The sequence below is a fragment of the Deinococcus sp. Leaf326 genome (assembly GCF_001424185.1).
Classification (GTDB): Bacteria; Deinococcota; Deinococci; order Deinococcales; family Deinococcaceae; genus Deinococcus.
Genome location: NZ_LMOM01000021.1, coordinates 155,912 through 176,300 on the forward strand (window position 1 = coordinate 155,912; position 20,389 = coordinate 176,300).

The 20,389-nt window shown below is 71.6% G+C and carries 21 protein-coding genes; 10 read left to right on the top strand and 11 right to left on the bottom strand.

Going from position 1 to position 20,389, the window contains the following annotated elements:
• Nucleotide 1 precedes the first annotated feature (1 nt).
• Entirely contained in the window at nt 2–991 is a 990-nt protein-coding gene (locus ASF71_RS07710; RefSeq protein WP_056297553.1) for a polyprenyl synthetase family protein, read from the bottom strand.
• 88 nt (nt 992–1,079) lie between these two features.
• Here ASF71_RS07710 and ASF71_RS07715 point away from each other — a divergent pair, with 88 nt between their 5' ends.
• From ASF71_RS07715 to ASF71_RS07740, 6 genes are all read left to right on the top strand, one after another.
• Nucleotides 1,080–1,841 (top strand): TVP38/TMEM64 family protein, encoded by a 762-nt coding sequence (locus tag ASF71_RS07715; RefSeq protein ID WP_056297556.1) that lies wholly within the window; start codon nt 1,080–1,082, stop codon nt 1,839–1,841.
• 114 nt (nt 1,842–1,955) lie between these two features.
• Nucleotides 1,956–3,098: a phosphoribosylformylglycinamidine cyclo-ligase gene (gene purM / locus ASF71_RS07720; protein ID WP_082505696.1), complete on the top strand. Its 1,143-nt coding sequence runs from the start codon at nt 1,956–1,958 to the stop codon at nt 3,096–3,098.
• The gene (locus ASF71_RS07725) at nt 3,095–3,808 is read left to right on the top strand and encodes a histidine phosphatase family protein (RefSeq protein WP_056297559.1); all 714 of its coding nucleotides are present in this window, start codon (nt 3,095–3,097) and stop codon (nt 3,806–3,808) included. The genes purM and ASF71_RS07725 overlap by 4 nt, the downstream gene beginning before the upstream one ends.
• A 137-nt stretch (nt 3,809–3,945) precedes the next feature.
• A complete protein-coding gene (gene meaB / locus ASF71_RS07730) occupies nt 3,946–4,935 on the top strand; it encodes a methylmalonyl Co-A mutase-associated GTPase MeaB (RefSeq protein WP_156372669.1) in 990 nt (329 codons plus the stop codon).
• On the top strand, nt 4,932–5,483 hold the full coding sequence (locus ASF71_RS07735) for an isoprenylcysteine carboxyl methyltransferase family protein (protein WP_056297562.1): 552 nt from the start codon (nt 4,932–4,934) through the stop codon (nt 5,481–5,483). Before meaB ends, ASF71_RS07735 begins: the two co-directional genes overlap by 4 nt.
• Nucleotides 5,483–5,695: a hypothetical protein gene (locus tag ASF71_RS07740; RefSeq protein ID WP_056297566.1), complete on the top strand. Its 213-nt coding sequence runs from the start codon at nt 5,483–5,485 to the stop codon at nt 5,693–5,695. The genes ASF71_RS07735 and ASF71_RS07740 overlap by 1 nt, the downstream gene beginning before the upstream one ends.
• A gap of 67 nt (nt 5,696–5,762) precedes the next feature.
• Here the strand turns inward: ASF71_RS07740 and ASF71_RS07745 are convergent, their stop codons facing one another.
• The gene (locus ASF71_RS07745) at nt 5,763–6,254 is read right to left on the bottom strand and encodes a hypothetical protein (RefSeq protein ID WP_056297570.1); all 492 of its coding nucleotides are present in this window, start codon (nt 6,252–6,254) and stop codon (nt 5,763–5,765) included.
• 92 nt (nt 6,255–6,346) lie between these two features.
• Here ASF71_RS07745 and ASF71_RS07750 point away from each other — a divergent pair, with 92 nt between their 5' ends.
• Nucleotides 6,347–7,537 (top strand): MFS transporter, encoded by a 1,191-nt coding sequence (locus tag ASF71_RS07750; protein ID WP_056297573.1) that lies wholly within the window; start codon nt 6,347–6,349, stop codon nt 7,535–7,537.
• 88 nt (nt 7,538–7,625) lie between these two features.
• Here ASF71_RS07750 and ASF71_RS07755 read toward each other — a convergent pair whose 3' ends face one another.
• From ASF71_RS07755 to pgi, 4 genes are all read right to left on the bottom strand, one after another.
• Nucleotides 7,626–8,168 (bottom strand): VIT family protein, encoded by a 543-nt coding sequence (locus ASF71_RS07755; protein WP_056297577.1) that lies wholly within the window; start codon nt 8,166–8,168, stop codon nt 7,626–7,628.
• Between the two features lie 31 nt (nt 8,169–8,199).
• Nucleotides 8,200–9,264, bottom strand: a complete 1,065-nt coding sequence (locus ASF71_RS07760) for an LLM class flavin-dependent oxidoreductase (protein ID WP_056297583.1) — start codon at nt 9,262–9,264, stop codon at nt 8,200–8,202.
• A 101-nt stretch (nt 9,265–9,365) separates the two neighbouring features.
• The gene (locus ASF71_RS07765) at nt 9,366–9,893 is read right to left on the bottom strand and encodes an ankyrin repeat domain-containing protein (protein ID WP_056298331.1); all 528 of its coding nucleotides are present in this window, start codon (nt 9,891–9,893) and stop codon (nt 9,366–9,368) included.
• 11 nt (nt 9,894–9,904) lie between these two features.
• Nucleotides 9,905–11,563 carry a glucose-6-phosphate isomerase gene (gene pgi, locus ASF71_RS07770; RefSeq protein WP_056298334.1) on the bottom strand — a complete coding sequence of 553 codons (1,659 nt, stop codon included), beginning with the start codon at nt 11,561–11,563 and terminating at the stop codon, nt 9,905–9,907.
• A gap of 55 nt (nt 11,564–11,618) precedes the next feature.
• Here pgi and ASF71_RS07775 point away from each other — a divergent pair, with 55 nt between their 5' ends.
• Together ASF71_RS07775 and ASF71_RS07780 are read left to right on the top strand one after the other, a co-directional pair.
• A complete protein-coding gene (locus ASF71_RS07775; RefSeq protein ID WP_082505726.1) occupies nt 11,619–13,595 on the top strand; it encodes a hypothetical protein in 1,977 nt (658 codons plus the stop codon).
• Nucleotides 13,596–13,688: 93 nt separating this feature from the next.
• Nucleotides 13,689–14,117, top strand: coding sequence for a hypothetical protein (locus ASF71_RS07780; protein ID WP_056297586.1), 429 nt, complete (start codon nt 13,689–13,691; stop codon nt 14,115–14,117).
• A gap of 139 nt (nt 14,118–14,256) precedes the next feature.
• On the opposite strand, the gene ASF71_RS07785 is transcribed toward ASF71_RS07780, so the two are convergent.
• Complete coding sequence (locus ASF71_RS07785; RefSeq protein ID WP_056297590.1) at nt 14,257–14,952, bottom strand: ABC transporter ATP-binding protein; 696 nt, start codon at nt 14,950–14,952, stop codon at nt 14,257–14,259.
• On the bottom strand, nt 14,949–16,109 hold the full coding sequence (locus ASF71_RS07790; protein WP_056297595.1) for an ABC transporter permease: 1,161 nt from the start codon (nt 16,107–16,109) through the stop codon (nt 14,949–14,951). Before ASF71_RS07790 ends, ASF71_RS07785 begins: the two co-directional genes overlap by 4 nt.
• A gap of 149 nt (nt 16,110–16,258) precedes the next feature.
• Between ASF71_RS07790 and ASF71_RS07795 the strand changes: the two genes are divergently transcribed.
• Entirely contained in the window at nt 16,259–17,581 is a 1,323-nt protein-coding gene (locus ASF71_RS07795; protein WP_056297600.1) for a DUF4127 family protein, read from the top strand.
• Between the two features lie 37 nt (nt 17,582–17,618).
• Here ASF71_RS07795 and ASF71_RS07800 read toward each other — a convergent pair whose 3' ends face one another.
• From ASF71_RS07800 to ASF71_RS07810, 3 genes are all read right to left on the bottom strand, one after another.
• Nucleotides 17,619–18,611, bottom strand: coding sequence for a diguanylate cyclase (locus ASF71_RS07800; protein WP_056297605.1), 993 nt, complete (start codon nt 18,609–18,611; stop codon nt 17,619–17,621).
• 145 nt (nt 18,612–18,756) lie between these two features.
• Entirely contained in the window at nt 18,757–19,653 is an 897-nt protein-coding gene (locus tag ASF71_RS07805; RefSeq protein WP_235514222.1) for a DMT family transporter, read from the bottom strand.
• Complete coding sequence (locus tag ASF71_RS07810; protein WP_056297607.1) at nt 19,635–20,366, bottom strand: glucodextranase DOMON-like domain-containing protein; 732 nt, start codon at nt 20,364–20,366, stop codon at nt 19,635–19,637. The genes ASF71_RS07805 and ASF71_RS07810 overlap by 19 nt, the downstream gene beginning before the upstream one ends.
• Between the last annotated feature and the right edge of the window lie 23 nt (nt 20,367–20,389).

Genomic DNA, 20,389 nt, shown 5'->3' on the forward strand with positions numbered 1-20,389 from the left:
TTCAGGCCTCGCGGGTCGCCAGTTCGCGCACGCGGTCCTGCAGGGCGCGGGCGGCTTCCCGGTCGGGCGCGGCCCCAAGCACCTCGGCCAGCAATCTCAGGCCCGTCTCTGCCTGGGCCTGGGCGGCGCGCTGGGCGTAGTCCACGCTGCCGCTCTCCAGCAGCCAGCCGTGAATCCGTGCGACGACCTCCGGGTCCTTGTCGGGGCGGTCGCGGCGCATCTGGTCCAGGAACACCATGATCTGTTCCTCGGGCGCCTGCCCCAGCCAGTGCAGCACGATGAGGGTGCGTTTGCCTTCCAGCAGGTCGCCGGCGATTTCCTTGCCGTACTTGACCGCGTCGCCCGCGAGATTGAGCACGTCGTCGCGGATCTGGAAGGCGGTGCCCAGCGCCAGCCCGGCGGGGGTCAGAGTCGTGGGCGGCTGCGCTCCGGCCACCAATGCCCCCAGCCGCAGCGGCACGATGACCGTGTAGTAGGCGGTTTTCAGGCCGACCATCTGGAGGTAGTCGTGTTCGGTCAGGCCCCACTCGCGCCCGGCCACCCAGGCGAGGTCGAGGTGCTGGCCCTCGGCGGTGCGGTGCACCATCGCCAGGAATTCCTCGTGGGCGCCGCTCACCCCCGCGCGGGCCACCGCCGCCCACATGTAGGCGTGCAGGGCGTCCCCGGCGTTGATCGCCAGCGCCACGCCGTGCAGGCGGTGCAGGGCGGGCCGGCCCCGGCGCTCCTCGGAGTCGTCCTCGATGTCGTCGTGGATCAGCACCCAGTTCTGGAACAGTTCGACCCCGGCGGCCAGCCACAGGGCGCTCTCCCACTGCGGGGTGCCCTCACGCACGCCGTAGGCCCGCGCGCCCGCGAGCAGCAGTTCCGAGCGCAGGCCCTTGCCGCCCCGCCGGGGGTAGTCGCGCAGCATCTCGTAGAAACGGGCCAGCTCCGGGTGGGGACCGGCCTCCGGGAGCAGCGACAGTACGCGGTCAAGCAGTTCGGAACGCATCGCCGGGCAGTCTACGCCGGGGGGAACGCCGGCCTCTGCATCTTCCGGGGGACGCAACTCACGCGCCGCTTCCCTAGACTGTGAAGGCATGTCTGCCGCCGCCTCCTCGCCGCCCCGGTATCTGCGCTGGCTGATCCTCGGGACGGCCGCCGCCCTGCTCGTCTTCGTCGGGCTGCTGCCGGACGTGCGCGAGTTCCTGGTGCGCGGCTACCACGCCCTCACTGCCAGCGACCCGGCGGTCACGCGCGCCTTCGTCGACACCCTGGGCTGGGCTGGGCCACTGGCCCTGATCGCGGGATTCGTCCTGCAGGCGGTCATCCCAGTGTTGCCCTCGCTGGTCATGACGGCCGTGACCGCGCGGGCCTACGGACCCATCGAGGGCTTTTTCATCGTGTACGTGGGCACGCTCCTGGGGGCGGCGGCGGGCTACTGGCTGGGGCGCACGGTGGGCGACTCGCTCGTGCGGTTGCTGGCCGGCGAGAAGGCGCGGCGCACGGCCTACGACTTCGCCCAGAAACACGGGGTGCAGGGCGTGCTCATGGTCCGCCTCATGCCTATCCTGAGCGCCGACGCCATGAATCTCGTGGCGGGCACCGTCCAGATTCCCTTCCGGGCCTTCATGGTCGCCAACGCGGCCGGGGCGCTGCCGGTCACGGCCCTCGTCGTGTGGCTCAGCGACTCGGCGCAGCGCATGGCCTGGGGTCTGGGCCTGCTGTCGCTGGCGGTGGGGGTCTTCGCGCTGTGGCGTTGGTGGTCGGCGCGGCGCCGGGTCGCCGTCGCCGGTGCCGAGACTGCCGCCGCGGAGCCGGCACCCCCCGCCCACCCCTCCGAACCGCCGGCCGGCCGATAACCCCGGTGGGGGACGCGCGGACCGGCTGGACGGCCGGGTGCGCGCCCGCGCGGCCACGGGCTACACTGCCCGCCAGAGTCTGCCCTCTGCGGCAGGCGCGGGAGGACAGGGCACATGACGGACAGCAAGTCAGGCGCGGGCGCGGCCCCGGCAGCGGCGCACGGCGCCCAGGACGCGGAGACCGGGCAGGGGCAGGGGGCGGCCTACCGGCGCGCCGGGGTGGACATCGACGCGGGGCACCGCGCCGTCGCGCTCATGAAGGGCGCGGTCGCCCGCACGCATACGCCGCAGGTGCTCGGTGGACTGGGGGGCTTCGGCGGGCTGTTCCGTGCCGAGTTCGCGGGCATGGCCGAACCGGTGCTCGTCGCCTCGACCGACGGCGTGGGCACCAAGACCAAGGTGGCGGTGCGCACCGGGCGGTACGGAGGCCTGGGCGCCGATATCGTCAACCACTGCGTGAACGACATCCTGGTGCAGGGCGCGCGGCCCCTGTTCTTCCTCGACTACGTGGCGATGGGCCGCCTCTCGCCCGAGAAGGTCGCCGAGATCGTGACCGGCGCCGCCGGGGCCTGCGAGGCGCTGGGCGTGGCCCTGCTGGGTGGCGAGACGGCCGAGATGCCGGGCGTATACGTCGAGGGCGAACTTGACATCGTGGGAACCATCGTGGGCGTCGTGGACCGTCCGCGCCTCATCGACGGCCGGCGCATCGAACCCGGTGACGTGGTCGTGGCCCTGCCCAGCAGCGGCCTGCACACCAACGGCTTTTCGCTGGCGCGGCTGGCGCTCGACGACCTCGACTGGGAGGAAGCGCGCGACGACCTCGGCGGGCTGTCTCTGGCCGAGGTGCTGCCGGTGCCGCACCGCAGCTACCTGCCTGCCTTTGCGGCGCTGGAGGCCGCCGGGGTGGACGTGCGCGGTATGGCCCACATCACCGGAGGCGGTCTGGTGGACAACCCGCCACGCGTGTTCCCCGGCGGCGTGGGAATGCGGATCGACACCGGGTCGTGGACTGTTCCGCCGGTCTTCGAGCTCATCGTAGCGCGTTCGGGGGCGGAGCGCCGGGAGGCCTTCCGCGCGTTGAACATGGGTGTGGGGTTCCTGTTCATCCTGCCCGCCGCGCAGCAGCAAGAGGCCCTGTCGGCCCTGCTTGCCGCCGGCGAGTCGCCCTGGGTGATCGGGGAGATGGTCGCGGGCGAGGGCGTGAGCTTCGGCGGCCCCGGCAGCGGCCCGGAGAGCGCCGCCGGGGAGAGCCGTTGAGCCGCCGACTGGCGCCGATGGGCTTCGTTCCGCCCGACCGCGCCACGGCGACCGAACTGTGGGTGGTACGCCACGGCGAGAGCACCTGGAACATCGAGGGCCGCTACCAGGGCCAGACCGATGTGCCGCTCTCGCATGTGGGAGTGCTTCAGGCGGCCAGCCTCGCCGAGCGCCTGACCGGCCAGGCGTTCGCCGCGGTGTACTCCAGCGACCTGCGTCGCGCCGTGCAGACGGCCGAGGCTGTGGCTGAGCGCCTCAGTGGGCCACCGGCCCTCACGCTGGAGCCCGAACTGCGCGAGATTGACGTGGGTGAGCTCTCGGGGCTGGTGTACGCCGACATCCGCGAGCGGCATCCGCAGTATCTCAGCGACCTCACCGCCGACCCCTGGCAGACTCGGCGGCCCGGCGGCGAGAGTATGCAGGACCTGTCGGCGCGCAGCGGCGCGGCCCTGCGGGCGATCTGCGCGCGCCACCCCGGCGAGCGGGTGCTCGTGTTCACGCACGGCGGCGTGGTGCGCGTGGCGGTCGGGCTGGCGCTGGGCGGCGTTCCCGAGGGCGCCTGGGCGCGCCTGAGCGTGACGAACACCAGCATCACCCGCGTGCTTCTCGACGCCAGCCGGGGCACCCTGCTGGGCTTCAACGACGACGCGCACCTCGAAGACCTCAGCCACGCCACCGAGGCCGACGACGTTCTGGGTCAGGCGCCCTGAACTTCTGCGGGCGGAGCCGGCCGGCGTTCGTGTGACCCGGCCGGACCCCGCGCCTCTGGGCGCGGCCTGCGCCCCAAATGCTCTAGGCTGACCGTCATCATGAGACCTCGCCCGCACCCGAGAGGGGAGCCGACGCCGTGACGGACGCGGCGCCTTCCCCGTCCGTTTCCCCCGGCTCCCTGCTGGAGCGCTACCTCGCGGGCGACCTGCGCGCCCTGGCCCGCGCCCTGACTCTGGCCGAGGCGGGCGAGGACGCGGCCCGGCCCCTGCTGCGCGCTGCCCACGCCCGCGCCGCCGCGCCGGGCACGCGCGCCGTGGTGCTGGGCGTGACCGGTAGCCCCGGCAGTGGCAAGAGCACCCTGGTAGACGCATTAATCGCCGAACTGCGCGCGCGCGGCGAGCGGGTGGCCGTGCTGGCGGTGGACCCCAGCAGCCCGTATTCGGGCGGGGCCATCCTGGGCGACCGGATCCGGATGCTGCGCCATCACGCCGACGCGGGTGTGTTCGTGCGCTCGCTCGCCAGCCGGGGCGCGCTGGGCGGCCTCTCGGCGCGGACTCTGGGCGTGCTCGCGCTGCTGGAGGGCGCGGGTTTCGGCTGGGTCATTCTGGAGACGGTGGGGGTCGGGCAGTCCGAGGTGGACGTGGCCGCCGCCTGCGATCACACCCTGCTCGTGGTGACGCCGGCGGGCGGCGACGGCGTGCAGGCCTTCAAGGCGGGCATCATGGAAATAGCGGACGTGATCGCGGTGAACAAGAGTGACCTGCCCGGCGCCGACCGCACCGTGCGCGAGCTGCTGGCCGCACAGGGCCTGGGCCACCACGGCCCCGAGACGTGGCTGGCCCCGGTGCGCCGCACGGTGGCGGGCCGAACGGGCGGCGGTGTGGACGGCGAACCCCAGGGCGTGTCCGAACTGGTCGCGGCCGTGGAGGCCCACCGCGCCTGGCTGGGCGAGGCGGGCCTCGGTGCCCGCCGCGAGGCCCGCGCCGAGTTCGAGGTCCGGACGCTGGTGCAGGCCCGGCTGCTGCGCCGCGCCCAGGCGGCGGGCGGCGAACTCTACGCCCGCGTGGCGAACGGCGAACTGGACGCCGACGCGGCGGCCGACACGCTGCTGGGGGCGCCAGCATGAGCGGCTGGACGGCCCGGCGTGCGGCGCCCTGGCTGGTGCTGGCCATCACGGTTCAGCGTCTCCTGGAGTTGCGTCTCGCCCGCGCCAACGAGCGCTGGGCCCGCGAACACGGAGCCGTCGAGTACGGCCGCGAACATTACCCTCTCTTTTTCGTGCTGCACCCGGCCTGGATGCTGAGTCTGCTGCTGGAGGGCCGGGCGTCGCGCGGGCGGGTGAACGTGCCCGCGCTGCTGCTGTTCGTGCTGGCGCAGCCGCTGCGCTACTGGGTCATCCGGACGCTGGGGTGCTACTGGAACACCCGCATCCTGATCGTGCCGGGGGGCGAGCGGGTCACGGGCGGTCCCTTCCGGGTCCTGCCGCATCCGAACTACGCCGTTGTGGCGCTGGAACTCGCCTCGGCGCCGCTGGCGGTCGGCGCGTGGCGCACAGCGCTGGCCTTCACGCTGCTCAACGCTGCGCTGCTGCTCTTCATCCGCATTCCGGCCGAGGAACGGGCGCTGAAGGACTATGCCGCCAGGACCGGTCCGGCAGGTCAGGCCGGACGGTGATGGGCACGGAGACCCTGGGGCGCCTGTACGGCGGGCTGGCCCTGCTGTTCTGGGGGCTGTGGCTGTACGTTGAGCCGCTGGCCTACCTACTGGGCCGGCCCACGCCCCGGTTCAGTATTGTCCTGGTGGGGATCAGCCTGGTGTTCATGGTTCTCTGGGAACGGCAGCGCTGGGGATCGGCCGATTCTCGGGCACCCGATCAGCTGTCCTGACCGATAGGTTCCTCTAGCTCGGCAAAGCCAAGTCAGCCTGTGCGGGTCACTGTAGCGTCCGCTTCTCTCAGCTCGCCACCGACCAGCGGTCCGGCGCGCGGCGCTCGAACAGCAGGCCCCAGGGAGCGTCGGCGAGTTGCAGGGCGGCGCGGACCCGTACGCCGACCCCGCTCAGCAGGTGCCGGCCGCCCAGGGACGTGCGCTCGACGGCGGCGGCCACGACCTCGACGCATAGGCCCTGCGCCCGCGCGGCCAGTACGGCGTCACGCTCGGCCTCGCCGCTGCGGAGTTGCCCAGTCAGGACCAGGGCCAGCGTGCCGGGCTCGCCCGTCCAGGGACCGTCCAGCACACTCACGCCGCGTGCCTGGGCCACGGCGCGCGCCAGATCGTGCGCGCCCGGCGCAGCCACCACCACCCCAAACTCGGGCAGCCGGGCCGCGAAGACACTTCCCACCTCCTGCCACTCGCGCGGCGTCATGGCGCCGAGCAGCCGGTCCACCGCCGCCTCGGAGGGAAGCTGCGCGGCGACGGCGGCCCGGAAGGGAGAAGTGGGATTCATTGCCTACAGCATAAGCAAAAGTCCGGCATGGCGGGCCGAAGTTGGGCTTGGGCTCTTCTTGGGACTGCCGGGCCGGGCGTAGGGTAGAGCCTATGCGCGCTCCTTCCTCCCCGGTCGCCCAGGCGATCCGGTCCACGCCGGTCGCCGGTCCCGCCGTCGCCATCGCGGTGGCGGTCACGGCCGGCCACTTCATCAACGACGCCTACAGCGCCATGCTCACGCCCCTGACGCCCGCCCTTCAGGCCAAGTACGGGGTGACCATCGCCGCCGTCACGCTGCTGTCCAGTGTCTACAGCCTCACGAGCAGTGTTCTCCAGCCGCTGCTGGGCATCCTGGGCGAGCGGGTCGACCGCCGCTACGCCGCCGCGCTCGGGCCCCTCATGACCGGGGTGGGCCTCACACTGATGGGCTTCGTGCCCTGGTTCGGGGCGCTCGTGCTGCTCGTGGCGGTCGCGGGCTTCGGCAGCGGGTTCTTTCATCCGGCGGGGGCGGCCTACGTCGCGCAGCACAGCCCAGCCGACAAGCGCGGGTTGTGGGCCAGCCTGTTCAGTGCGGGCGGCACGGCCGGTATGGCGCTCGGGCCGGTCTTCGCGGGGGTGGGGCTCACGCACCTGCCCTGGTTCGCCCTGATCGGGGTGGTGATCGCCGCCGTCACCTTCGCCGTGACCCCCAGCGGCACCCAGAAGGCCCGGCGGGTGGGGCTGGCCGAGTACGCGGGCATCTTCCGGGGGCCGCTCGTGTGGCTGTGGGGTATGGCGGTGCTGCGCTCGCTCGCCAGCATGGGCTACAACGCCATGCTGCCCTTCATGCTGCTTGCCAAGGGGTTCGGGGCGCGCGAGGTCGCCGTGACGCTGGCCGTGTTTGCGGTCGCCAGCGCCGCCGGGGGCATCCTGGGGGGCCGCCTGAGCGACCGCTACGGCCGCACGCCCGTCCTGCGCGCTGCCATCCTCGCCTCGGTTCCGTTTTTCGCCCTGCTGATCCTGAGCAACCCGGCGAACTGGTGGTTCTACCCGCTGACCTTCCTGGTCGGGGCAGCCGTGAACGCCAGCATTCCGGTGGGCGTGGTCACGGCGCAGGAGTACGCGCCGGGGCACGTCGCGGTCGCCAGCTCGATCATGATGGGGTTCTCGTGGGGCTTCGCGGGGATGCTGGTGTTCCTGGTGGGCGCCCTGGCCGACGCCACCAGCCCGACCACGGCGGCGCTCGTCAGTCTGTCGCTGCTGCTGCCCAGTGCCTGGATCGCCTCGCGCCTGCCGGAGCCGGAGCGGGCGACGTTCGGCTGAGCGCCGGAAAGAGACACCTGCAAGGGACAGGGGGGAAGACGCGGCGACACGTCTCCCCCCTGCTTCTGTTGTCCGGTCGGCTCCGGGTTCAGCCCCCCGCACCCAGGCGGCCGAGCCAGACACCGACACCGAAGACGACCGCGCCGCCCACGATGACCTGAAAGATGGTCTGGCCCAGCGGGCTCTTCATGTACTTCCAGCGGATCAGCGCGATGAGCAGCAACTCGACGACCACGACCGCGTAGGCCAGCGTCAGCGCCGTGCGCAGGTCGGGAATCAGGAAGGGGAGGGTGTGGAGCATCCCGCCCAGCACCGTCGCCAGGCCGGTGATGACACCGCGCGCGATGGGAGTGCCGCGGCCCGACACCACCCCGTCGTCGCTGAGGGCCTCGGCAAGCCCCATGCTGATACCGGCGCCGACGCTGGCGGCCAGACCGACGAAAAAGGCGTCGATGGGCTTGCCTGTCAGTCCCGCCACCGCGAAGATGGGCGCGAGGGTGCTGACCGATCCGTCCATCAGCCCCAGCAGCGCGGGCTGCACCTTCTGGAGCACGAACGCGGGGTCATGCCCGGTGGAGGTGGGCGCGGGAGCCTGCGGCGCGGGGGAGACGGTAGGGGCAGGCGCGTTCATGCCCCCAGTTTACTCCTAATAGGAAATATTCTCAATAAGAAGTGGTCGGCTCCCGGCGGCTCTCCTGGGCTTCCAGGTCACGGACCGCCTCCATGATCAGGCGGTAGCCCTCGGCGCGGGTGGCGGGATCGGGCATCATCGCGCCCAGCATGAGCTCGTCGGCGGCCGTGTCGCGCGCGAGCTGACGCAGCCGCCGGGCCACGGTCTGCGGGTCGCCCACGATGGCCCGGGCCCGCGAGGCCTCGGCCACGGCGCGCTCCTGCGGGGTGTAGGGGTAGTTCCTGGCCTCCTCGACAGTCGGGAAGGGCGCGGTCTCGCCCCGGCGCAGGCGCAGGAACATCAGGCCCAGGGGCAGGCTCAGTTCCTCGGCCTCCTCCTGTGTGGCCGCGCAGATCACGCTCGCGGCCACGAGCACGCGCGGCTGCGCGAAGGCCGCCGAAGGCACGAACGCGCGGCGGTAGGCGTCGGCGGCGGCGCGGGCCATCGCCGTGTCGGGGTTGATGTGCCACGCGAAGGCCAGCCCCACACCCGCTCCGGCGGCCACGTGTGCGCCGTAGCCGCTGCTGCTCAGGATCCACAGCGGCGGGAACAGGCCCTCCCCAGCCGGCGAGGCAATGGTGCCCGCGTAGGGGTGTCCGGCCGGAAACTCACCCGTGCCGAAGGCGATCAGGTCGGCGAGCTGCCGCTCGAAGGGCTCTTCCATGTACGCGCCGGCGCCGCGCAGCGCGCTCGCCGTGCGGCCGTCGGTGCCGGGCGCGCGGCCCAGGCCCAGGTCCACCCGGTCTGGGGCCAATGCCGAGAGCAGGCGGTAACCTTCCGCGACGGCCAGCGGCGCATGGTTGGGCAGCATCACGCCGCCCGAGCCCAGCCGGATGCGCGACGTGACCTGGGAGGCTGCCGAGAGCACCGCCAGCGGCACGCTGCTCGCCAGCGACGCCATGTTGTGGTGTTCGGCCACCCAGTAGCGCTCGTAGCCCAGGGCCTCGGCCGTCCGCGCGAGGGTCAGGGCGTCCTTGACCCCCTGCGCCGCGTCCGAGCCCAGTGGCACGGGCACGAGGTCAAGAACCGACAGGGGAAGGGGGGAGGAAGGAGACATACCCCCAGTGTGCGCCTAAACCTCATTTCTCAAAGCACAGCGGATGACAAAGTACCGTCCCCGCTCAAGGGACGCTCAAGTGGGGGCGGCTCTATGGGGGCTCAGTTCAGGGTGGACGGGTCGGCGCCGTGCTGCGCCAGCACGAGCTCGAGCTGAGCTGCGGTGTCGTGCGCGCCCATCATGCGGGCCGCGTCCAGGGGCGTGGTGCCGTCGGCGTCGCGGGCACGGGGATCGGCGCCGTGCGCGAGGAGTTCTTCGACGAGGTCCGTGCGGCCGAACATCGCCGCGAAGGTCAGGGCCGTCTTGCCGCCTTCAAAGGCGCGGCCCTCGACATGCGCGCCGTGCGCCAGCAGCAGCCGCGCCATGTCGAGGTCACCCTTGAAGGCGGCTCCCTGAAGCGGCGTCTGCGCCTGATCGTTGGCGAGTTCGGGATCGGCGCCGTGGGTCAGCAGCAGCTCGCTCAGGGCGTGGTGGCCGTGGTAGCTCGCGAGCATGAGCAGGCTGTCGCCCTTGTGGTTGCGCAGGTTCGGCGGCAGTCCACCTTCAAGCAGAGGCGCGAGCTGCTCGGTGTCGCCCGCCCGGACAAGCTCGAACACGCCCTGCAAGAAGGCCAGGGTCTCGGCGTCCATCTCGGGAGCGGTCACGACTGCGCGTTCCGGCGCGTGCGGTAGCGGCGGATGAGCGCGTTCGTGCTGCTGTCGTGGGCCAGTTCCGGCTCCGCGTCTCCCAGTTCCGGCACGATGCGGCCGGCAAGTACCTTGCCGAGTTCCACACCCCACTGGTCGAAGGAGTTGATATCCCAGATGGCCCCCTGCACGAAGACCTTGTGCTCGTACAGCGCGATCAGGGCGCCCAGCGTGCGCGGCGTCAGGCGGTCGGCGAGCAGGGTGCTGGTGGGGCGGTTGCCCTCGAAGACGCGGTGCGGAGCGACCGCCGGGTCCACGCCGCCCTCCAGCACTTCGCCCAGCGTCTTGCCGAAGGCCAGCGCCTCGGTCTGCGCGAAGACGTTGGCCATGAGCAGGTCGTGGTGCGGCGCGCCGCCGGGAATGGGCAGCGGGTTGAGGGTCTGGCAGAAGCCGATGAAGTCGCAGGGAATGAGTTTGGTGCCCTGATGGATGAGCTGGTAGAAGGCGTGCTGGCCGTTCGTGCCCGGCTGGCCCCAGATGACCGGTCCGGTCTGGTAGTTCACGTGCTCGCCCGAGAGGGTCACGTGCTTGCCGTTGCTCTCCATGTCGAGCTGCTGGAGGTACGCGCTGAAGTACGCGAGGTACTGGTCGTAGGGCAGCACGGCGACCGTCTCGGCGCCGAAGAAGTTGTTGTACCAGACGCCCAGCATCCCCATCAGCACCGGCAGGTTCTTCTCGGCGGGCGCGGTGCGGAAGTGCTCGTCCATGTCATGGAAGCCGGCCAGCAGCTCGCGGAATCCGTCCGGGCCGACCGCCAGCATGAGGCTCAGGCCGATGGCGCTGTCCATGCTGTAGCGTCCGCCGACCCAGTCCCAGAAGCCGAACATATTGGTGGTGTCGATGCCGAACTTCCCGACCTCCGCCGCGTTCGTCGAGACGGCCACGAAGTGCCGCGCGACCGCCGCGTCGTCCTTCAGGGCCGCCAGCAGCCACGCGCGGGCGCTTCTGGCGTTTGCCATCGTCTCCTGGGTGGTGAAGGTCTTGCTCGACACGATGAACAGGGTCACGGCCGGGTCGAGGTCGCGGGTCTTCTCGACGAGGTCGGTGCCGTCCACGTTCGACACGAAGCGCAGCGTGAGGTCCCGCTGGGCGTAGTGCTTCAGGGCCTCGTAGGCCATCACCGGGCCGAGGTCCGAGCCCCCGATGCCGATGTTCACGATGTTCCGGATGGGCTGGCCCGTGTACCCCAGCCACTCGCCCGCGCGCACAGCGTCGGCAAAAGCGGCCATGCGGTCCAGGACCCCGTGCACGTCGGGGACCACGTCGTGGCCGTCCACCAGCACCTGCGCGCCGCGCGGCTGGCGCAGGGCGGTGTGCAGCACGGCGCGCCCCTCGGTCACGTTGATCTTCTCGCCGGCGAACATGGCGTCGCGCTTGGCGGCCACACCCGCCTCATCGGCGAGTTGCAGCAGCAGCCGCAGCGTCTCGTCGGTGACGCGGTGCTTGGAATAGTCGAGGTACAGCCCCGCGCCCTCGGCATTCAGGCGCTCGCCGCGCGCAGGGTCGGCGGCGAACAGGTCGCGCAGGTGCTGGTCCTTGATCTCGCCGTAGTGGGTCTCCAGGGCGGTCCAGGCGGGCAGATGGGTCAGGCGGGGGCCGGTCGCGTCGCTCATGGGGCGAGCATACCCCCGCCGCGCGCCGCCGCGCCCCACGGTATGCTTTTCCTCAGTGAAGACGCCGTCTGCCCGCTTTCTGTTCCTTTTCGCCGCCCTGCTCGCGCCGGGAACCGCCCTGGCCCAAACGGCGCCGGCTCAGGCTGCTCCGGCCCAGGTGCCGGTCAGTGCCGACTCGCCCACGGGCGGCATCCTGCCCCTGGTGTCGGTGGGCGAGAAGTGGCCGCAGGAGGTCGAGTCCTACGTCATCCGCGTCTCGCCGCAGGACGCGGGCAAGCCCCTGGGCCTGGAACTGTACTCGCCGAGTTTCAACCTCGCGGACTATGTGGACGGCCGCCGGGGCGCCGGGTACTTCGGCGACGAACTGTACAAGAAGAACGAGCCCTTCACCACGACCTTCACCCTGACCGGCCCCGGCGGTGTGGTCGCCGAGCGCCGCTACGGCACCGGCCGCGAGCACACCTGGGAAAGCCTGTTTGCCGGGGGCCTGAGTGCGGGCACCTACACCCTCAAGGTGGACAGCAGCGGCGACGGCAAGAACTCTTTCGCGCTGCGGGTGGCCTCGCCCTTCGTGCTCGAGACGAGCGACTTCAGTGTGAATGCCCGCGACACCGGTGCCAGCGCCCTGCTCGCCGCGCGCCTGAGCGTGCCGCGCGAGTGGGTGGGCCAGACGGTCAGCCTCATCAACTACGACGTGGACGGCGTGCAGGAGGCCGAGACCTGGGTGGTGCAGCCGGGCGGCAAGCGCGTGAATCTCACCACCAGCGACAACGGCAAGTCGGCCACCGACCGCTTCGCCATCACGCCCGACCTCGTGGGCGAGTGGCAGGTCTACATCCGGGTGCTGCCGACCACCAAGCAGTACAGCAACGCCATCCGCTACTCGTTCCGCCTCGGGGACCAGCCGGTGACGGCCGTGGTCGGGGGCTTCACGCCGCCGCCCGGCGCCAAGGTGGCCAACCAGCTTCTGGTGGACGTGGTGGACCCGCAGGGCCGCCCCATTCCGGGGGCCAGCTACGCCCTGATCGGCGAGACGACCGTGCGGCCGGTGCTGCCCGGCGGCTACGTGCCGGTGAGCAGCAGCATCATCGAGGGCAAGGGCAACGTGGTGTCGCCCAGCGAGATCCGCTACCAGCCCGGCTACAACAAGCTGCGCTTCGTGGCCCGGCCGCCCTCGGGGCAGCTCGCGGTGGACGCCGTGGCGATCTACGGCGACACCCGCATCCCGCTGACCGGTGTGCCCTTTCAGGTCGGCGGGCGCACCCTGAACACCCCGGCGACGGTGCCGCTCGCGCCCGGCGACTACCCGGTCACGCCCACCCAGGTACCGGGCAGCACCTTCGCCTCGCCCGCGCCGGGCCGGGTCAGTGACGGCACGACCGGCCGCGTGACCATCGAGTACAACGTGCAGACCGAGGTATCGCTCGTCACGGCCCCCGACCTCCTGAACGCCTGCGACGTGACGCAGCTCGTGGCCGTCGCCAAGACCGACTTTCCGTACAAGCTCCCCGCGCGCCTCAAGCTCAACCTGCCGGGCGGCTGGACGAGCGACTACCCGCTCGAACTGCCGGGCGACTTCGGCGCGGGGCAGGCGCTGCGCCTCAAGGTTCCCGTGCGGGTGTGCCGCACCGATACCGCCGAGGCCGTGCTGGACCCGGTCGGCCTGCGCACGACCGGGCAGGCACGGGTCCGCGCGCCGGGCGGAGCCAACGTGACCCGCACGGTCGAGAACGGCGCGCGCGGCAGCCTGAGCAAGAACGTCGAACCCGCCGCCCAGGGCTACGTCGTCACCCTGACCCTCACCGTGGACCGCACGCTGGACAACGTCCGCCTTCTCGATCCGCTGCCGGGCGGAGCCACGCGCGGCCCGGTCACGGTGCAGGGGCCCAGCCTCGCGAGCGCCGTGCCGCAGGTCAGCGGCGACACGCTGCTGCTTCAGCGCGTCATTCCCGGCACCTACGTCCTGACATACACCCTGGTCACCGACCAGCCCGCCGACCGCGTGGTGACGGCCCCCGACCTGACCTGGTGAGCCCAGGCCGCACAAGGGTCTGGCACCGTCCGGTGTGCGTTTTGTGAAGAGAGCCGTCCCCAGGGGGCGGCTTTTCTCTTAGACTGGAGGTATATGAAGCGCCTCTTCGCTGTGCTGCTCGCCCTGCTGGCCGGCTGCGGCTCGCTCGACGCGTCGCCGACGACCGGGCAACTGCTTGACGCCCCCACCTCTCTGAACGTCACTGGTCAGGTCGTGCGCGCCAAGGCTGCGCCGGTCATCAGCGGTAGCCTGTTCAACGTGCAGGTGCGCGTCCAGACCCCCCGCGCCCTGTCGGGCGGCCTGCGCGTCACCGACGTCTACGTGGTCACGAGCAGCGGAGTCTGGAGTGCGGGGGTGGGCGCCGCCGACCAGCGCCGCTGCGGCGCCGGCTGTACGGTCGCGGTGGGACGCGGCGTGGCCGACGGTGTGGCGGCGGGCGAGGGCGTGCAGGTGGTCGCCCGCCTCGTTGACTCCCAGGGACGCAGCTTCCTGCTGCGTGACGATCAGGTGCGGGTGAAGTAGCCGGCCGCACGCCCCTGCCGTAGAGGAGAAGTCAGGCGGACCCACTCGGCTCCGCCTGACTTGTTGAAGAAGATCTACGGCGTGAAAGAGGGAGAGGCGGATCTTTCCGCCTCTCCCTCTTTCACGCTGTTCTCAGGTCCTAGGAAACGTCGCCCCCACTCACCACGCCGTCGCGGACCTCCAGGCGGTGGTCGGCCAGGGCGGCCACGTCGCGGTCGTGGGTGATCAAGACGACTGTGCGGCCCTGCCGCGCCGGGCCGGTCAGCAGTTCCAGCACCTTCTCGCCCGTGCGGGTGTCGAGGTTGCCAGTCGGTTCGTCGGCCAGCAGCACCGCCGGGTCGCGGGCCAGGGCGCGGGCGATGGCGACGCGCTGGGCCTCGCCGCCCGAAAGCTGGTGTGGCAGGTGCCCGGCGCGGCTCAGCAATCCCACCTGCGAGAGCAGCTCGCGCGCCCGGTCGCGGCGCTCGCGGGGAGACAGGCCGGCGAGCGTCAGAGGAAATTCGACGTTTTCCTGCGCGCTCAGGATGCTCACGAGGTTGTGGTTCTGGAAAACGAAGCCGTAGTTCGCCAGCCGGAAGTCGGCGCGCCCCGTCTCCGAGAGCACGTGCAGATCGGTCCCGCCCACCCGCACACGCCCGCCGCTGGGAGTGTCGAAGCCGGCCAGCAGGTTGAGCAGGGTGCTTTTGCCGCTGCCTGACGGCCCCACGACCGCTGTGAGCCCCGGCGCGAAGGTGTGCGTGAAGGGAGCCAGCGCCGTGATCTCGCCCTCGCCGCTGGGATAGACGCGCGAGAGCCCCTCGGTCGCCAGGGCGGACGCGGCGTGCAGGCCCGTCATACGCGCCCCAGGGCTTCGGTGATGGGCATACGTGCGGCGCTGCGCGCAGGCAGCAGCCCCGAGAGCAGCCCCAGCAGCAGACTGATACCTATCGCCAGCGCGGTCAGGAGGGGAGTGAGCGCCGCCGCGTCGATGCCCGCGAGGTCCTGGGTGTAGAGGTTCACAGCCCAGATGCCCGCCAGCCCCAGCAGCAGTCCGCCCACGCCGCCCACGAGAGAGAGCAGCAGTGACTCGCTCAGGACCAGGGCGCGCACGAAGGCGGGGCGGGCGCCCATCGCCCGCAGGGTGCCGAACTCGCGGGTGCGCTCGAAGACGCCCATCATGACCGTGTTCGCTACGGCCAGCCCGCCCACGATCAGGGCGATGAGCGAAATGCCGAAGCGCACCGCGTCGCTGATCTTCAGGGCGCGGTCCACGAAGCTCAGGAAATCCGACTGGGTCTGGGCCTCGAGCTTGAGCTGCTCCGAGAGGGTCTTGGCGACCGCCGTGGCGTCACGGGGATTTTGCAGCTTGACGGCCACCAGCGACACGCGCCCGGTCGCTCCCTCGGCGCGTTGCAGCGTGCGGATGGGCAGAAAGATGAAGTTGTCCACCAAGCCGGATTCGGGCGCCAGCACGCCAATCACGCGTACACGGTTCTGGCGGTTGAGGTTCAGGGTCGAGCCGACCGAGAGGCGCAGGTTCTCGGCGCTCTTGGCCCCCACGACCGCTACGGCCCCGGTCTCGTCGGCGGCCGTGAGGCTGCGCCCCGTCGCCACCTGCGCCTTCGGAAAGATGGCGTCCAGTCCGCCCGCTGCCGGCAGGCCGTACAGCACGGTGCTCTGCGCCACGTCCAGGCTGCCGCGCAGCGACATGACCACCGGGGTCACGGCGCTCAGGCCCAGTTCGCCCGAGAGGCCCTGGATACGCGATACGACCGCCTCGTCCAGGTTGGCCTGCGGCGCGAAGCCCTGCGACAGCCCGTTGAGGCTGACCTGGATGTCGGGGCCGATGCCGCCGAGTTCGGCCGTGAACACCTTGCGTATGCCCTCGCCCAGCGACAGGAACACCACCATGCTCGCCACCGCCACCGTGATGCCCAGTGCGGTGAGCAGGGTCCGCACCGGGCGGCGGGTCAGCCCCCGCCAGGCCAGCAGCCACAGGTCAGCGGTCTTCATGCATTCTGCCTCTCGTCTCAAACGGCCTCATCCGCCCAGGCTACGCCGCGCCCGTCCTCCGTGAGGGTAGCGGGGGCCTCCATGTTCCGGGGGTACGCCGCCCCTTTCTCCTCAAGCCCGCTTCACGCGCGCCCGCTAGCCTGCCGGGCATGAACGTCCCCGCCATCCTCGCCCTCGCCGCCCTGAGCCTCGGGGCTGCCCAGGCCCAGACCGCGCCGGCCCAGCTCCTCCCGCCGGCCCCCCTGCTGCTGCCCCTCGACTCACGGCCCGCGACCCGCGTGCTGCCGGCCCTGATCGCCAATCTGCGCGGCCCAGACGGCATAGGTGCCCAGGCGGCTGTGGTTCCCGCCGCGCTGCTGGGCGACGCCACGCGCGGCGCGGACCCGGCGGCGCTCGCGGGGTGGCTCGCCGCGCAGCCCACGGACCGGCCGCTGGTCGCGGCCCTCGACGCACTGGCTTACGGAGGGCTGGTGCAGTCGCGCACGAGCACCCTGAGCGCCGAGCAGGCCCTGGCCCGGCTCGCGCCCATCCGCGAGTGGGCGGCGCGTACCGGACAGCCGGTGTACGCCTTCGTAACCCTGCCGCGCGAGCCCGACGCCACGGACCGCGCCCGTAACCTGGCCGTGGCCCGCGCGCTGGTGGGCTGGGCGCGCGAGGGCGTGTTCCGCGAGCTGCACGTGACCTGGGACGACGCTCTGCCCGGCAACCCGGCTCCGCAGGAGGGCGCGGCGCTGGCTGCGGACGCCCCTGCCAATGTGCGGGTGTACCCCGGCGCCGACGAGGTGCTCTCGATGCTGGTGGCCCGCGCCCGCGCGCCCCAGCCCGCCACGGTCCGCATCGAGTACAGCGACCCCGAGAAGGCGAAGACCGTGGTGCGCTACGAGGGCATCCCCCTGATCCAGAGCGCCGTCAACCATGCCGAGGCGAGCGGGTACACCGTCGCGCCGACGGGGGTCGCCGACCTGACGCTATACGTCTACAACGGCGGCGACCCCCGGCGGGCCGCGCTGCGGGTCAGCGCCCTGCTGCGCGCCGGGGCGGTGGCGGTGGCCGACGTGAATCAGGTTAACCTGGGCAACGTTCGGCTGTGGAGCGACCTCTCGACCCTGCGCCAGAACGCCAATCTGCGCGCGCTGGCGGCCTGGGGCACCCCCGGCAACAACCTGGGTACGGCGCTGGCCCACGCCAAGGTGGCCCTGCCCGCCGCCGGCGTGGCGGCCAACCCCGTGCGTCAGGACGCCCTGCTGGCCCGCGAGTATGCCAACGACGTGATCTACAGCGCCGAACTGCGCGCCGCGCTGCGTAAGGCCGTGCCCGAAGCAGCCCTAAATACTCCCCAGGCCCAGGACAAGCTGCTGAGTCTCGCGCGCGACTATTTTCCGCTGCGTCTGGGCGGCACGTACTCCCTCGAAGACGCCCGGCTGCCCTGGGGCCGCTCCTTCGAGTGGGACTTCGACCTTCAACCCCGCTGAGCTGGGCGGCTCAGTCCAGTCAGTGCTCGGTCGGGGGCTATGAAGGCGACAGGTCCAGAAAGACCCCCTGCGCCTTGGCCCGGTACATGCGCTCGTCGGCGCGGCGCAGCAGTTCGTCGAGGCCCTCGCCGGGCCGGCTGCCGACCAGGCCCAGGTTGACCTCGGTCGCCAGATCCGGGGGCAGCGCTGCCAGCGCCGCGCGCAGGGTATGGAGGCGCTGCCACTGTTCGCGGACCGGACCAGGCAGCAGGAGGGCGAATTCGTCGCCGCCCAGCCGGAACGCCTCGCCGCCGGGCTGGGCACAGTCGCGCAGCAGCTCGGCCACCTGACGGAGTACGGCGTCACCCGTGAGGTGCCCACGCTCGTCGTTGACGCGCTTGAAGTCCTGAAGGTCGAGCAGGGCCACGCTCAGCGGCCCACGATTCAAGGCCCGGTGCCCCTCCGGAAGAAAGCGCCGGCGGTTGCCCAGACCGGTCAGCTCATCGGTCATCGCCTCACGTTCCAGGCGTTCGCGCAGCGCGGCGTTGTCGAGCGCCACGCCCAGGTGGGCAGCGAAGACCTCCAGCAGTTCGAGGTCCTGCGGTGTGAAGGCGCCCGGACGGTAGCTCTGAACCGAGAGGACGCCGGCCATGTCGTCGCCGGGATGGCCCAGGGGCACGCCCATCCACGAGGCGGTCGGCGGCAGCAGCGAGGCCCGGTCGAGCCGGCGCAGGACCAGACCTTCGCGCGCCGCGTAGTTGGCGAGGTCGTTGGTGTAGCGCAGCCGACCTGTCCAGACCCGTTCAAGCAGGCCGTCGTCCTGGGGGGGCAGGGTCTTGTGGTGCAGGTGGTCGCCCTCACGGGTCAGGCAGTCCCATTGGCCTGCCTGACTCCGCAGGGCCAGAACGGTCACCGGCGCGACGAACAGCTGCCCCATATGCTGATGCACGGCGTCGAGCAGGTCGCGCCGGCGGGCGGTCCGCGCCAGGGTCAGGGTCAGGTCAACCAGGATCCGGTAGCGCAGCAGGGTAGCTTGTGTGCTGCCGTCCATCTGACCCCAGCCTACAGACAGGACAGGCCGGCCAGAAAGGGTCAGCTTGTTTCTTTGCCCTGTTCGGTGGGGGTCAGGCTGGGGGGAGTCGAGCCAGGGTACTGGGGGAGCCAGTTCCTGTGGCTGATCAGGAAGGAAGGCCGAACTAGGCAGCGCCCGCCGCTTCCCGGCGCCGCGCGGGCCACGCGCCGCTGAGGAGCAGGGCCGCGCCGACCACCAGCGCCGCGCCCACGAGCGCCAGCGGCGAGAGGCGTTCGGCGAAGAGCAGGGCGGCGAGCAGAGCCGCCACCACCGGCTCCAGGCTGGCGATCACGCTGGCGCGGGTGGCTTCCAGGCGCCGCAGCCCCGCGCTGTAGGCGAGGTAGGCCAGATACGTCGAGAACACGGCGATGGCTCCCAGGCTCAGCCACGCGCCGGGCGGCTTGGGGGAAAAATCGGTGAGGGGCAGCAGGCCCAGCGCGCCCACCGGCAGCGCCACGGCATACAGGGCGGCTGGGGCGTAGCGCCCGAAAAAGGCCTTGCCGTACAGGTAGTACAGGCTGTACGTGAAGCCGGCGCACAGGCCGAACGCCAGCGCGGCCGGCGTGGCGCGCACGCCCTGGCCGCCCCCCAGGCTGATCAGGGCGACGCCTAGCAGCGTGCCGACGACCGCCACACCTTCCCGCGCGCCCAGACGCTCACGCAAGAAGGCCCAGCCCATCAGCGCCACGAAGGCCGGAGCGGTGTACAGCAGCACACTGGCGAGGCTCGCGCCGCCCGCGCGCACCGCGAGCTGATAGGTGCCGTAGAACACGCTGACCCCGAGAAGCCCGAAGCCGGCGGTGATCCACAGGTCGCGTCCCCGGGGCAGGGCGGCGCGGGTCAGGGCGGCGTGCAGCGCGAACAGCCCGCCCCCCAGCACCGCCCGCCAGAAGGCGACCTCCAGCGGCTCCACGCCCGCGGCCTGCGCACTCTTGCCCAGGATTCCCAGCAGACCCCACAGCACGGCGGCGTATAGGATCAGCGCGGGAGCGGGCAGACTTCTCACGCGCCGCGTCGCCACAGCCACAGGGTCGCTGCGGCCGTCAGGATCAGGCCCAGGGCGCCCAGACCGGTCAGGATGAGGGGGCGGCGATCACGGACCTGCCCCTGGGAAGCCAGGATTCCGGTCTCGTAGGCCTGAAGGTCGCCGGCCGGAGCCAGCACATCCACCGGGACCGGAGCGCCCGCACGCGGGGCCTGAAGCAGTTCGGGGCCCGTGTCGGTGCCGGGCCGCAGCAGACCGTCGGGGGTCAGGGGCGAGAAGACGCTGCTCGTGACCCAGTAGGCGTACTCGCCTGGCGGCACCGCCGCGTCGATGATCAAGCTGGTGCCCAGGAGCCGCACGGTCGGGGCTGTGCGCCGGACCGGGATCTGTGAACCTTCCGGGACTTCATCCAGGGTCGTCCCGGCGCCGGAGACGCGCAGGTGATACTGCCAGACGCCTCCGCCGGCACGCAGATTCAGGCCGCTCAGCGTGTCCAGTCCGCCGCGTCCGGTCTTGACGAAGATGTCGGTCACGCCCGCCGAGAAGCCCGAGGGCAGGTCCCAGGGATTTTGCGCCGCGCCGTAATCGACCGTAAATCTCATTCCGCTTCCCTGCGCGTCAGCCTGAAACCGACGCAGGTCGAGGGCCTCGGCACTGATCGCTGGGCGGCTGGGCAAGATGTACCGGCCGTCCCCGCGCGAGTCGCCGGCCGGGTCGATCAGCGAGAAGAGGGCGGCGCTCAGCAACATCCAGGACACGCCGGAGAGTATAT